The organism is Streptomyces sp. NBC_00075, assembly GCF_045041225.1.
Lineage (GTDB): Bacteria > Actinomycetota > Actinomycetes > Streptomycetales > Streptomycetaceae > Streptomyces > Streptomyces adonidis.
In genome coordinates this window covers 2591686-2604712 of sequence record NZ_CP108243.1, presented here as the reverse complement: position 1 = coordinate 2604712, position 13027 = coordinate 2591686, and the positions used below count along the sequence as shown (strand labels likewise).

Annotated in this window: 14 protein-coding genes; 5 read left to right on the top strand and 9 right to left on the bottom strand. The window is 69.9% G+C overall.

What is annotated here, in order from left to right:
* Nucleotides 1-72: 72 nt before the first annotated feature.
* A complete protein-coding gene (gene recA / locus OG787_RS11035; protein ID WP_369029293.1) occupies nucleotides 73-1218 on the top strand; it encodes a recombinase RecA in 1146 nt (381 codons plus the stop codon).
* A gap of 3 nt (nucleotides 1219-1221) precedes the next feature.
* Nucleotides 1222-2160 (top strand): recombination regulator RecX, encoded by a 939-nt coding sequence (recX, locus tag OG787_RS11030; protein ID WP_405535059.1) that lies wholly within the window; start codon nucleotides 1222-1224, stop codon nucleotides 2158-2160.
* Nucleotides 2161-2312: 152 nt separating this feature from the next.
* Here the strand turns inward: recX and OG787_RS11025 are convergent, their stop codons facing one another.
* The 8 genes from OG787_RS11025 to OG787_RS10990 all read right to left on the bottom strand — a co-directional run bounded on the left by OG787_RS11025 (nucleotide 2313) and on the right by OG787_RS10990 (nucleotide 8931).
* Entirely contained in the window at nucleotides 2313-2711 is a 399-nt protein-coding gene (locus OG787_RS11025) for a rhodanese-like domain-containing protein (protein WP_405540463.1), read from the bottom strand.
* Nucleotides 2702-3247, bottom strand: a complete 546-nt coding sequence (locus OG787_RS11020; protein WP_369029295.1) for a cysteine dioxygenase — start codon at nucleotides 3245-3247, stop codon at nucleotides 2702-2704. The genes OG787_RS11025 and OG787_RS11020 overlap by 10 nt, the downstream gene beginning before the upstream one ends.
* Nucleotides 3248-3325: 78 nt before the next feature.
* Nucleotides 3326-3397, bottom strand: coding sequence for a putative leader peptide (locus OG787_RS11015; protein WP_309544753.1), 72 nt, complete (start codon nucleotides 3395-3397; stop codon nucleotides 3326-3328).
* Between the two features lie 156 nt (nucleotides 3398-3553).
* Nucleotides 3554-5290, bottom strand: coding sequence for an FAD-dependent monooxygenase (locus OG787_RS11010; protein WP_369029296.1), 1737 nt, complete (start codon nucleotides 5288-5290; stop codon nucleotides 3554-3556).
* Between the two features lie 255 nt (nucleotides 5291-5545).
* On the bottom strand, nucleotides 5546-6433 hold the full coding sequence (locus tag OG787_RS11005) for an amino acid ABC transporter permease (RefSeq protein WP_369029297.1): 888 nt from the start codon (nucleotides 6431-6433) through the stop codon (nucleotides 5546-5548).
* A complete protein-coding gene (locus tag OG787_RS11000; RefSeq protein WP_369029299.1) occupies nucleotides 6430-7098 on the bottom strand; it encodes an amino acid ABC transporter permease in 669 nt (222 codons plus the stop codon). Before OG787_RS11000 ends, OG787_RS11005 begins: the two co-directional genes overlap by 4 nt.
* Before the next feature lie 105 nt (nucleotides 7099-7203).
* A complete protein-coding gene (locus tag OG787_RS10995) occupies nucleotides 7204-8049 on the bottom strand; it encodes a glutamate ABC transporter substrate-binding protein (RefSeq protein WP_369029300.1) in 846 nt (281 codons plus the stop codon).
* Between the two features lie 105 nt (nucleotides 8050-8154).
* Nucleotides 8155-8931 carry an amino acid ABC transporter ATP-binding protein gene (locus OG787_RS10990; protein WP_369029301.1) on the bottom strand — a complete coding sequence of 259 codons (777 nt, stop codon included), beginning with the start codon at nucleotides 8929-8931 and terminating at the stop codon, nucleotides 8155-8157.
* A 277-nt stretch (nucleotides 8932-9208) separates the two neighbouring features.
* On the opposite strand from OG787_RS10990, the gene OG787_RS10985 reads away from it, so the two are divergent.
* Complete coding sequence (locus OG787_RS10985; RefSeq protein WP_235474433.1) at nucleotides 9209-9895, top strand: response regulator transcription factor; 687 nt, start codon at nucleotides 9209-9211, stop codon at nucleotides 9893-9895.
* Between the two features lie 9 nt (nucleotides 9896-9904).
* Nucleotides 9905-11317 (top strand): ATP-binding protein, encoded by a 1413-nt coding sequence (locus tag OG787_RS10980; RefSeq protein WP_369029302.1) that lies wholly within the window; start codon nucleotides 9905-9907, stop codon nucleotides 11315-11317.
* Nucleotides 11318-11340: 23 nt separating this feature from the next.
* Here the strand turns inward: OG787_RS10980 and OG787_RS10975 are convergent, their stop codons facing one another.
* Complete coding sequence (locus tag OG787_RS10975) at nucleotides 11341-12339, bottom strand: TAXI family TRAP transporter solute-binding subunit (protein WP_369029303.1); 999 nt, start codon at nucleotides 12337-12339, stop codon at nucleotides 11341-11343.
* A gap of 129 nt (nucleotides 12340-12468) precedes the next feature.
* Here OG787_RS10975 and OG787_RS10970 point away from each other — a divergent pair, with 129 nt between their 5' ends.
* A complete protein-coding gene (locus OG787_RS10970) occupies nucleotides 12469-12891 on the top strand; it encodes a MazG nucleotide pyrophosphohydrolase domain-containing protein (RefSeq protein WP_369029304.1) in 423 nt (140 codons plus the stop codon).
* The last annotated feature ends 136 nt before the right edge of the window (nucleotides 12892-13027 follow it).

Below are 13027 nucleotides of genomic sequence, written 5' to 3'. Positions count from 1 at the left end.
GGCGCATTGTCAGTGGCAGGCGTTAGCGTCTTTGACGTGAAGCGATCGACTCAAGCAAATCGGGTGGAACCCATGGCAGCAGGTACTGACCGCGAGAAGGCGCTCGACGCCGCTCTCGCACAGATTGAACGGCAGTTCGGCAAGGGCGCGGTGATGCGCCTCGGCGAGCGGCCGAACGAGCCCATCGAGGTCATCCACACAGGGTCGACCGCACTCGATGTCGCCCTCGGCGTCGGCGGTCTGCCGCGCGGCCGAGTGGTCGAGGTGTACGGCCCGGAGTCCTCCGGTAAGACGACCCTGACCCTGCACGCGGTGGCGAACGCGCAGAAGGCCGGCGGCCAGGTGGCCTTCATCGACGCGGAGCACGCCCTCGACCCCGAGTACGCGAAGAAGCTCGGCGTCGACATCGACAACCTGATCCTGTCGCAGCCGGACAACGGCGAGCAGGCCCTGGAGATCGTGGACATGCTGGTCCGCTCCGGTGCCCTGGACCTCATCGTCATCGACTCCGTCGCCGCGCTCGTCCCGCGCGCGGAGATCGAGGGCGAGATGGGTGACAGCCACGTCGGTCTCCAGGCCCGTCTGATGAGCCAGGCGCTGCGGAAGATCACCAGTGCGCTCAACCAGTCCAAGACCACCGCGATCTTCATCAACCAGCTGCGCGAGAAGATCGGCGTGATGTTCGGCTCCCCGGAGACCACGACCGGTGGCCGGGCGCTGAAGTTCTACGCCTCGGTGCGACTCGACATCCGCCGCATCGAGACGCTGAAGGACGGCACCGACGCGGTCGGCAACCGCACCCGCGTCAAGGTCGTCAAGAACAAGGTCGCCCCGCCCTTCAAGCAGGCCGAGTTCGACATCCTCTACGGGCAGGGCATCAGCCGCGAGGGCGGCCTGATCGACATGGGCGTGGAGAACGGCTTCGTCCGCAAGGCCGGCGCCTGGTACACGTACGAGGGCGACCAGCTCGGCCAGGGCAAGGAGAACGCCCGTAACTTCCTGAAGGACAACCCCGACCTCGCCAACGAGATCGAGAAGAAGATCCTGGAGAAGCTGGGCGTCGGCGTACGGCCCGAGAAGCCGACCGCCGAGCCGGGTGCGGACGCGGCGGTCTCGACGGCCCCGGGCGCGACCACGGACGAGGCCGGCAAGACGGTCCCGGCTCCCGCGTCGGCGGCCAAGACCACCAAGGCCAAGGCCACGGCGGCCAAGAGCTGACCGATGACACGACGAACCGACTGGGCCGAGTACGCATACCCCGCTGCCTCGGAGGACCGGGGCGACGGGGGCCGCGAGGGCTCCGTCGGGCGTGGGGACAGCGCCGACGGGGATGCCGGGCCATACGGGGGTGGCCGCGGGACCCACGAGGGCGACGGGTGGTACGAGGGCGACGGAGGCTCCGGTGCCGGACCGCGCCGCGGTGAAGAGCCGCCGGGGGACGGTTCGCGTCGGGGCGACGGTTCTTCGGGAGGCAGGCGACGCCGTGGCGGCGGTGGCCTGAACGGCGAAAGCAGCTCGTACGGAGCGGGCGGTTCACGCGGCGAGGGCTCGCGTGGTGGACGTGGTCGTCGGCGGCAGCGCGGCTTCGGCGAGCCGGGCGGCGACCCACAGGACGGAGGTTCCGTCTCCTCGTCGAGGGCCGAGACGGCGGAGCCCCCAGGGGACCCGGCTGAGCGGGCGCGGGGCATCTGCCTGCGCCTGCTCACCGGGACCCCGCGCACGCGGAAACAGCTCGCGGACGCCCTGCACAAGCGCGAGATTCCGGACGAGGTCGCCGAGGAGGTGCTGTCGCGGTTCGAGGAGGTCGGGCTGATCAACGACAGCGCGTTCGCGGACGCCTGGGTCGAGTCCCGGCACCACGGCCGGGGACTGGCCCGGCGGGCGCTCGTACAGGAACTGCGCACCAAGGGCGTGAACGCGACGCTCATCGACGAGGCCGTCGGACAGCTCGACTCCGAGCAGGAGGAGACGACCGCACGTGAACTCGTCGCACGCAAACTGCGGGCGACCCGCGGCCTCGACCGCGACAAGCGGATACGGCGGCTCGCGGGCATGCTCGCCCGCAAGGGCTACTCCCAGGGCATGGCCCTGAGAGTGGTCCGGCAGGCACTGGAGGAAGAGGGCGAGGACACCGAGTTCCTCGCGGACGACGGGTACTGAGCCCGCCGTCGAGCCGAGATCCGACCGTCCCGAGAGGCAGTTGACGGCTCGGGAGGTCTACGTCCACGGCCCTGGACACGATGGACGCGCGGGGGCGCCGATCGCGTTCAGGGCCGGGCGGACGGCACGACTGCTTCGCGCGGGCAGCGGGTCTACGGCGTGACCGGAAGCCCCGCCGCCCGCCAGGCCTGGAACCCTCCGACCAGGTCGGTCGCCCGGTGCAGCCCCAACTGGTGCAGGGACGCGACCGCGAGGCTCGACGCGTACCCCTCGTTGCAGATCACCACGATCCGCAGGTCGTGGCCGGTCGCCTGAGGCGTGCGATGGCTGCCCCGGGGGTCCAGGCGCCACTCCAGCTCGTTGCGCTCGATCACGAGCGCGCCGGGGATCAGGCCGTCCTGCTCCCGCAGGGCCGCGTACCGGATGTCCACCAGTAGCGCCTCGCCGGCCTGCGCGGCTTCGTACGCCTCGTGTGTCTCCACGCGCGGGTAGGTGTCGCGTACGCGGTCCAGTAACTCGTCGATGCCGGCGGGCTGTTCACTCACTGCCAGTCCTGCGGGCGCTCGACGTGCTCCAGGCGGAGCACCTGGCCCGTACGGCTGTAGCGGCGGATCTGGGGCAGCGGCGGGTAGTAGGCGTGGACCGAGATCGCATGCTGGTCGCGGGACTCGTTGAGCACCTCGTGCACATGGTGGCGGCCGAAGGCCCGGCCCTGACCGGCCGGCAGCCGCCGCTCCCGGTCGACGCCCTCGGTGAGTTCGAGGGTCTTCCAGCCGTCGGCGGGCAGCCGGGCGGCGAGCGAGTGCTCCTTGAGTTCGCCGGTCGCGGTGATGAAGGCACCGACCGACTCGGCGTGGTCGTGCCAGCCGGTACCGGTGCCGGGCGGCCAGCCGATCAGCCAGGCCTCGCTGCCGCCGGGGCCCTCGAGGCGCACCCAGGTGCGGCCCTCGGGGTCGAGCGGCAGGGAGGCGATCAGCTCGGCGTCGGCGGCCGTACGTCGTACGAAGTCGAGGAGATCGGCCTGCGTCGGGGTCTTCGGGGTCCCGGAGACCTGAGCGGGGGCGGAAACGGAGGGTGACACGGACACGGATACCGTCCTGGTGAACGTTCGCGGGAGCGCGGGAACGCCGGAGAGCGGCGTGCGCGGGAATAGGGGGATGCGAATTCAGCAGGACGGACGACACACGCAGCCCGCGTAGCGGACGAGGTCCATATGGACCCTCCGCCACAGGCGCACATCGGTGTCGGCATCGGTCACGTTCCGGAGTACAGCATGACGGTGCGGAGTGGTCAACTCGTTGTCACCATGTGGACGGGTGCTGGTGGGAGGCGGCGGACAGCACAGGACGGACGGTAAGCGGAGGCGGCCGACGGGCGGGGCTGCCGGGAGACGTCAGCGCGTGCTCGCCGCGGCCTCGGTGTTCGCCGATGCGTTCGACTCGCCTGCCTTGCCGGTCCCGCCCGCCCTGCTCGCCTTGTCCGTGGTGTCGTCCGTGCGGTCCCGCGCGGGACCGCCGAGCGTCGCCTCGGCCGCCGTGTACAGGTCGGCCGGGCGTACCCCGCTCAGCGCCGTGACCAGGTGTCCGTCCGGGCGGATCAGCAGCACCGTGTGGGCGGCGGCGCCCGGGTAGCTCTCGGTGACCAGCAGTTCGGCGGGGTGCGGCAGCGCGGCCACCGCGGCCGCGAGCCGGGGCATGAGCCCGGCGCTCACCCAGTGCTTGCGCTCCCACACACCCGTACCCGGAGCGATCAGCACCACCAGCAGCGCGCCGCGCCCCAGCCGCTCCCGCAGCCCCACGAAGGAACCGTCCTCCGCGGTGACGCGTACGTCCGTCACCTGTGCGCCCGGCGGGGTATCCACCGGGGTCTCCGCCTCGATGTGCTGAGGCGCCAGCGGAGACTGGGCGTACGCCCCCGGCGCACCCAGGATGCCGCGCCCCAAGTGACCGTCCGTGAGCAGCGCGTCGTGTCCGCGGGCCGACCCGGGGACGTACGACCGCAGCCCTCCGCCGCCGCGCAGCAGCGGCAGCGTCTGGTCGGCGGCGCGCAGCCGGGCGGAGACGGCGGCGCGCCGCTCGGTCTGGTAGCTGTCCAGCAGTGCCTCGTGCGGACCGTGGTGCCAGGCCAGGGCCAGCTTCCAGGCGAGGTTGTCGGCGTCCCGCAGCCCCTCGTCCAGCCCCTGGGTGCCGAGCGCACCGAGCAGATGCGCGGCGTCCCCGGCGAGGAAGACCCGGCCGGCCCGCCAGCGCCGGGCGAGCCGGTGGTGGACGATGTGGACGCCGGTGTCGAGCAGGTCGTACGGCGGTGTGCTGCCGCCGCTCCAGCCCGCGAGGGTCTCCCGGACGCGGGTCACCAGGAGTTCGGGCGTGACCAGGTCCTTGCCGGGCGGCAGCAGCCAGTCCAGTCGCCACACGCCGTCGGGGAGCGGGCGTGCGGTGATCTCCCCGGCCGACGGCCCCGATGTCCGCCACGGCGGCATCCGGTGCAACAACGCCTCACCGGGCCACGGAAGTTCCGTACGCAGCGCCGCAACGGCGTGTCGTTCCACGGCCGTACGTCCGGGGAAGCGGATGTCCTGGAGTTTGCGGACGGTGGAGCGCGGGCCGTCGCAGCCGATCAGGTAACTGCCGCGCCACCATGTGCCGTTCGGGCCGCGGGTGTGCGCCGTGACGCCGGAGGGCTCCTGCTCGATCGAGTCGAGGCGGCTGTTGACGGCGACCTTGACGAGCCGCTCGCGCGCGATGGCGGTCCGCAGGGCGCCGGTCAGTACGTGCTGGGCGACGTGCAGGGGGATGTCGGACTCGGTGAAGGGCTCCGTTCCGGGACCCGAGGGGAGTGCGTCGGCCGGCTCTTCGGGTTCCTCAGCGCCGAAAGAGATCTGACGCATCACCTGCTTGCGCCGCATCGACCGCCATCCGGCCCAGTGGAGACCGGCCTCCGCGATCGGCGCACCGGTCAGCCGTGCCAGGAGCGCGGCGGTGTCCTCGCGCAGCACGACCGTGCGCGCGGGGCGTTGATCGTCCTTGCCCGGTCCCTCGTCGAGGACGACCGAGGGGACCTCCTGGCGCGCCAGCGCAAGCGCCAGCGTGAGCCCGACCGGCCCCGCTCCGACGATGATCACCGGGTCCATGGCGCGGCGCCCCCTGCCCAGAGCGACGTCTTCATTGACGTAAGTGAACAGGAAGTTTGAGCAGGGTGCACGATCACAGAACGTATGCAACAGACTCCACGCCACCCGGTCAAGCTGGACGCACCACAGGCGTCCGCCCCGCCACACCCGACGTTTCCCCTGGTACGCCATGTGCGCCCGGTACCGACGGCACGCAACGGAGGCAGCGGCGAACGCGCCGCTGCCTCCGGGCAGATCATCCGAGTCGAGTGTCCGTCACATTCCCCCGCCGCCCGCGCCGGTCGCCGCCGTGCCGGCCACCGTCTCCGGTCCGAGCACCACACCGGTCGACTTCTTGCCGCGTCGGAGTCGGCCCTCCAACCAGCTCGCGAAGCTGGTGATGAGGAAGTTGATCACGATGAAGATCACCGCGACCACGACGAAGCTCGGGATGACGTTGGCGTAGTTGGCCGCGAGCGTGCTGCGCGAGTTGAGCAGCTCGGTGAAGTTGAGCATCACGCCGCCCAGCGCGGTGTCCTTCACGATGACGACGAGCTGGCTGACGATCGCCGGCAGCATGGCCGTGACGGCCTGCGGGAGCAGGATGCTCGTCATCGCCTGGCCCTTGCGCAGACCGATCGCGAGGGCGGCCTCCGTCTGCCCCTTGGGGAGCGACAGGATGCCCGCCCGTACGATCTCGGCGAGCACCGAGGCGTTGTAGAGCACCAGACCGGTGACGACCGCGTAGAGGGGGCGGGACTCACTGCTGACGTCCGTGGAGCTGACGTAGAACTCGTTGGCGAACAGCATGAGCAGCAGCACCGGAATCGACCGGAAGAACTCGACCACCACACCGGCCGGAACCCGGACCCACCGGTGGTCGGACATCCGTCCGATACCGAGGGCCGCACCCAGGGGAAGGGCGATCACCATGGAGAGCGCCGCAGCCTTCATCGTGTCGGCGAGGCCGGGCAGCAGGTAGGTCGTCCAGGCCTGGGAGGTGGTGAACGGCTCCCACAGGGACCACTTCAGCTGCCCCTTGTCGTCCATCTTCTGCCAGACCCACCACAGGAGCAGGGCGAGCAGTACGAAGAAGACGACCGTGAGGACGACGTTGCGCTGTTTGGCGCGGGGTCCCGGCGCGTCGTAGAGGACGGAGGTCATCGCTTCACCGCCAGTCGCTTGCTCAGCCAGCCGAGGGCGAGCCCGGTGGGCAGGGTGAGTACCACGAAACCGAAGGCGAACACCGCGCCGATGAGCACCAACTGGGCCTCGTTCTCGATCATTGTCTTCATCAGGCTCGCGGCCTCGGCCACGCTGATCGCGGCGGCCACGGTCGTGTTCTTGGTCAGCGCGATCAGTACGTTGGCCAGCGGGCCGATGACCGACCGGAACGCCTGCGGCAGTACGACGAGGCCCAGCACCTGGCTGAAGCTCAGCCCGATGGCGCGGGCCGCCTCGGCCTGCCCCGGGGGCACGGTGTTGATACCGGAGCGGAGCGCCTCGCAGACGAAGGCGGCGGTGTAGGCGACGAGGCCGAGGATCGCCAACCGGAAGCCCTGGAGCGCGAAGTCGTCGGACGCGCCCATCGTCATACCGAAGATGTCGGCGAGGCCGAGCGAGGTGAAGACGATGATGACCGTCAGGGGGATGTTGCGGACGATGTTCACGTAGGCGGTGCCGAATCCGCGCATGAGCGGGACCGGGCTGACCCGCATCGCGGCCAGCAGGGTGCCCCAGACCAGGGAGCCGAGGGCGGAGAAGACGGTGAGTTTCACCGTCATCCAGAACGCCCCGAGGACGTCGTAACCTTCAAGAAAGTCGAACACGATCTCCCGCGCTTCCGGGTGTGTGGCGGATGTGGCGTACGTGGCAGACGCAGCGCACCGCCGCCCTGATCGCGGTGGGCGGCGGTGCGCCTGCGGAACCCTGGGTTACTTGACGATCTCGCCGATCTTCGGAGCCGGCTCGTTCTTGTAGCCGGCCGGACCGAAGTTGTCCTTGACCGCGGTGTCCCACGCGCCGTCGCTGACCATCTTCTCGAGGGCCGTGTTGATCTTGTCGACGGTCGCGGTGTCGCCCTTCTTGACACCGATGCCGTAGTTCTCGTTGCTCAGCTCGAGGCCCGCCAGCTTGAACTGGCCCTTGTACTTGTCCTGGGCGGCGAAGCCCGCGAGGATCGAGGCGTCCGTGGTCACCGCGTCGACGGCACCGCTCTGAAGGGCGGCGATGCACTCCGAGTAGCCCGCGTTCTCACGCAGGTTGGCCTTCGGAGCGATCGAGTCCTTGACGTTCTGCGCCGAGGTGGATCCCGTCACGGAACAGAGGTTCTTGCCGTTGAGGTCCGTGCCCTTGGCGATGTCGGAGTCTGCCTTGACCAGCAGGTCCTGGTGGGTGAGCAGGTAGGGGCCGGCGAAGTCGACCTTCTGCTTGCGCTCGTCGTTGATGGAGTACGAGGCCGCGATGAACTTCACGTCGCCACGGGCGAGCGCGGTCTCCCGGTCGGCGCTCTTGGTCTCGGTCCACTCGATCTGGTCGGGTTCGTAACCGAGCTGCTTGGCGACGTACGTCGCCACGTCCACGTCGAAGCCGGAGAAGGAACCGTCGGGCTCCTTCAGGCCGATACCGGGCTGGTCGAACTTGATGCCGACCTTGATCTTGTCACCGCCGCCGGAGCCGGAGCTGGTGTCGCTCTTGTCGTCGTCGCCGCCACAGGCCGTCGCGGTGAGGGCGAGGACGAGCGCTGCGGCGGTCGCGGCGGTGACCTTGCGAAGCTTCATGGTGAACATCCTTTGGCTGATGGAGAGACGCGGGCCGTCGGTGCCGTGCGGGGCCTGACGGGCGAGGCTTGTCGGAGACGCGCAGGTTGGCAGTGACGCAGATCGTCAGTGGTGCAGGATCTTGGACAGGAAGTCCTTCGCGCGGTCGCTGCGCGGGTTGCTGAAGAACTGGTCCGGCACAGCCTCTTCGACGATGCGGCCGTCGGCCATGAACACCACTCGGTTCGCAGCCGAACGAGCGAACCCCATTTCGTGGGTGACGACGATCATGGTCATGCCCTCGCGGGCGAGCTGCTGCATGACCTCGAGGACCTCGTTGATCATCTCCGGGTCGAGCGCCGACGTGGGCTCGTCGAAGAGCATGACCTTGGGGTCCATGGCCAGGGCGCGTGCGATGGCGACACGCTGCTGCTGGCCGCCGGACAGCTGTGCGGGGTACTTGTCGGCCTGCGTGGCCACGCCCACCCGGTCGAGCAGGGCGCGGGCCTTCTCCTCGGCCACCTTCTTGTCGGCCTTGCGGACCTTGAGCTGGCCCAGCATCACGTTCTCGAGCACGGTCTTGTGCGCGAACAGATTGAAGGACTGGAACACCATGCCGACGTCGGCGCGCAGCCGAGCCAGTTCCTTGCCCTCCTGGGGCAGTGGCTTGCCGTCGATGGCGATGTCGCCGGAGTCGATCGTCTCCAGCCGGTTGATGGCGCGGCACAAGGTGGACTTACCGGACCCGGAGGGTCCGATGACCACGACCACCTCGCCGCGGGCGATGGTCAGGTCGATGTCCTGGAGAACGTGCAACGCGCCGAAGTGCTTGTTGACGCTCTTCAGGACGACCAGATCGCCGGTCGCGGCCACGTCGTCCTTGGTCACCGATACTTCGGTCATCGCTGACTGGCTCCGTCCTGCTCGGTTTCGGAGGACAGTAGTGACCGCGTGAGACCAGCGTCATTACATCTGAGCGAGAATTGAGGATAACGATCCGATGTCAGGTCAACACGTTTTGTAGCGCCCCTCGAAAGAGGTGTACCGGCTGGATAACGGAAGCGACCCGGACCCGGAACCAGGCACGCGCGTGCGTGTGTCCACATGGTGTACTCCGCTGGTGCACCGCCCGTGGTGTACAAGTCGAAGCGGTACGGCCGATGAACCGAAGGGGGCCGCGATGCGACTGCTCCTGGTCGAGGACGACAACCATGTCGCCGCCGCGCTCTCCGCGGTCCTGGCGCGGCACGGATTCGATGTCACGCACGCCCGCAGCGGCGAGGAGGCCCTCCAGGCGCTCGTCCCTGAGGGCAACGGCTTCGGCGTGGTGCTGCTCGACCTGGGCCTGCCCGACCAGGACGGCTACGAGGTGTGCGGCAAGATCCGCAAGCGCACCAGCACCCCCGTGATCATGGTCACCGCGCGCTCCGACGTCCGCTCCCGCATCCACGGCCTCAACCTCGGCGCCGACGACTACGTGGTGAAGCCGTACGACACCGGGGAACTGCTCGCCCGGATCCACGCCGTCAGCCGCCGCACCCTCCACGAGGACGCCGGCGACGCCGGTGACAACGCGCTGCTTCTGGGGTCCCTGCGGATCGAACTGTCCACCCGACAGGTCCTCGTGGACGGTTCGGTCGTCCAGCTGACCCGCAAGGAGTTCGATCTGCTCGCCCTCCTCGCGCAGCGTCCCGGAGTGGTGTTCCGCCGCGAACAGATCATCAGCGAGGTCTGGCGCACCAGCTGGGAGGGGACCGGCCGCACCCTGGAGGTGCATGTCGCGTCCCTGCGCGCCAAGTTGCGCATGCCGGCACTGATCGAGACCGTCCGCGGCGTGGGCTACCGGCTCGTCGCCCCGACGCCGTAGCGGGGACGGGTGCGCACACGTCTTCTCCCGCTGCTCATCGTCCTGATGGCGGCCGTGCTGCTCGCGCTCGGCATCCCGCTCGCCGTCAGCGTGGCCGCCGCTCAGCAGCAGACCGTGGTCGTCGACCGGATCGACGACACCGCGCGCTTCGCGGCGCTCGCCCAGTTCGTCACCGACCGGCCCACCGGGTCCCGCGTCAAGGACACGGCCACCGACGAGCGCGGCGAGACCCTCCAGCGGGAACTGGAGAGCTACTACGACGTCTACGGCATCCGTGCCGGTGTCTTCTACCGCAACGACGTCCCGATGGCCAACGCGCCGGCCGACTGGTACCTGCCGGAAACGGGCGAGGTGCGCGACGCGTTCGCCGAAGCGCTCCTCTCGCGCCGCAGCCACGATCCGCAACAGGTCTGGCCCTGGCAGCGGAACCGGCTCGTCGTCGCGTCGCCGGTCATCAGGGACGGCGATGTCGTGGCCGTCGTGGTCACCGACTCGCCCACCGGGCACATGCGTTCGCAGACCCTGCACGGCTGGATCGTCATCGGCGCCGGCGAGATCGCCGCGATGCTGCTCGCCGTGGGCGCCGCGCTGCGCCTCACCGGCTGGGTGCTCAGACCCGTACGCGTGCTCGACGCCACCACGCACCACATCGCGACCGGCAGCCTGAAGTCCCGGGTCGCGGTGGCCGGCGGGCCGCCGGAACTCAGACGGCTGGCCCGGTCGTTCAACGAGATGGCGGACAACGTCGAGGACGTGCTGGAGCAGCAGCGCGCCTTCGTCGCCGACGCCTCGCACCAACTGCGCAACCCTCTCTCGGCGCTGCTGCTGCGGATCGAACTGCTCGCACTCGAACTGCCGGAGGACAACGAGGAGATCGCTTCGGTCCGTACCGAGGGCAAGCGTCTGGCCGAGGTCCTGGACGACCTCCTCGACCTGGCGCTGGCCGAGCACGCCGAGGCGGACCTCGCCCTCACCGACATCGGCGCGCTGACGGCCGAGCGCGTCGCGGCCTGGACCCCGCTCGCCGAGGCCAAGGGCGTGCGGCTGGTCGGCGACTGCCCTGCCACCACCGCGTGGGCCGACCCGGTCACGCTGTCCAGCGCCCTGGACGCGGTGATCGACAACGCGGTGAAGTTCACCCCCGAGGACGAACGCGTGCAGGTGTCGGTCGCGTCGAACGGCGAGACCTCGACGGTCGTGGTCACCGACGGCGGCCCGGGCCTCACCGACGAGGAACTCGTCCGGATCGGCGACCGCTTCTGGCGCAGCGGCCGGCATCAGAACGTCAAGGGTTCGGGCCTCGGGCTGTCCATTTCCCGGGTCCTGCTGGCGGCGGGCGGCGGCACGATCTCGTACGACCATCACGAACCGCACGGCCTCAAGGTGACCGTCCGGGTGCCCAGGTCGGGTCCGGCGTCCTGAAGGGGCCTATGTCCTGAAGGGCCCTACGGCTTGACCGAGCGGTAGTAGCGCCGGGCGCCCTCGTGCAGGGTCAGCGGGTCGGTGTAGATGGCGGTGCGCAGATCCACGAGCTGCGCCGAGTGGACATGGGCGCCGATGCCGTCCCGGCTGTTGATCACCGACCGGGTCAGCCACTCGGTGAGCCTCGGGTCGATGTCCTCGCGGGTGATGAGCAGGTTGGACACCGCGAGCGTCGCCACGGTCTCGCCGTCCTGGACGGTCGGGTAGGCCGACTCGGGCATGTCGGCGGCCCGGTAGTAGCGGGAGGCGGCGCCCGTCTCGTGCAGCTTGGCGACCAGGTCCGCGTCGATCGGCACGAAGCGGAAGGAGAAGTCCTTCGCCAGCTTCACCAGACCGTTCGTCGGGAGCCCGCCCGACCAGAAGAAGGCGTCGATCTGGTCCTGCCGGAGCCGACCGGGACCGGTGTCGATGCCGTCGGCGAAGGGCTTGATGTCCTTGGCCGGGTCGAGCCCGGCGGCGGTCAGCACCCGGTTCGCGATCAGCCGTACGCCGGAGTTCTCCGGCCCTATGGACACCCGCTTGCCCTTCAGGTCCCGCACGGTCGAGATCTTGGAGTCGCGGGGTACGACGAGTTGCAGGTAGTCGTCGTAGAGCCGCGCGACCCCGCGCAGCGAACTCGCCCCCGGCCGGTTACTCAGCTTGTACGTCTCCACCGCGTCGGCCGCCGCGATGGTGAAGTCGGCGTTGCCGGTGGCCACCCGCTCGACGTTCTCCTGCGATCCCTGGCTGGTCAGCAGCCGTACTTCGAGCTTCGGCATGTCCTTGGCGAAGGCCTTGCTGAGCCGCGAGCCGTACTGCTGGTAGACGCCGGCCTGGGTCCCGGTGCTGAACGTGATCGTCCCGTCCGGGGGCTCCTCGTCCAGCGGCAGCAGCCACCACAGCAGCAGCCCGAAGACCACGAAACCGGCGGCCGAGCCCATCAGGGCCTGACGCCTGCGGATCCGGGGGAGCACCTTGAGCATGCGCGCGATCCTGCCAGTACGGCACCGGTACTGGCCAGGGGAGCGGGAGCCGGCACGGGCGGGGTTGTCGCCCGTACGACGATCGGACCGGCCCCTGGAGGAGCGCCGTGAGATCGCTAGAGTCACCGCATGCGCCCCACCGACGCCCCCGCCTCGTCGCCCGCCGACCTCGTCCGGGAGTTCCACCTCGCCTTCGGACTCGCCGCCCGCAGTACGCCCACCGAGGTCTCCCCGGAACTCGCGGCGCACCGGGGCGAGTTGCTCGCGGAGGAGGCCGCGGAGGTCGCCGAGGTCGCGATCACGGGCCCCCTGGACCGGCTGGCGCACGAGCTGGCCGACGTCGTGTACGTCGCGTACGGCACGGCCCTGGTCCACGGGATCGACCTCGACGCGGTGATCGCGGAGATCCACCGCGCCAACATGACGAAGCTGGGCCCGGACGGCCTGGTCGCCCGCAGGGCCGACGGCAAGGTACTCAAGGGCGACCACTACCGGGCCCCGGACGTGGGGGCCGTGCTGCGCCGGCAGGGGTGGAACACGGGCGAGCGGTAACCCGTACGGCTCTGCTCCACGTACCGCCTGCTCTAGGTGTTCTGCCCCAGTGGCGACGTCGAGCAGGCCGAGCGCCGGACGCAGGCGGGCCAGGAACGCGTGGTGGTCGCGGAAGCGGCCGGTCAGGGTCTCGCCC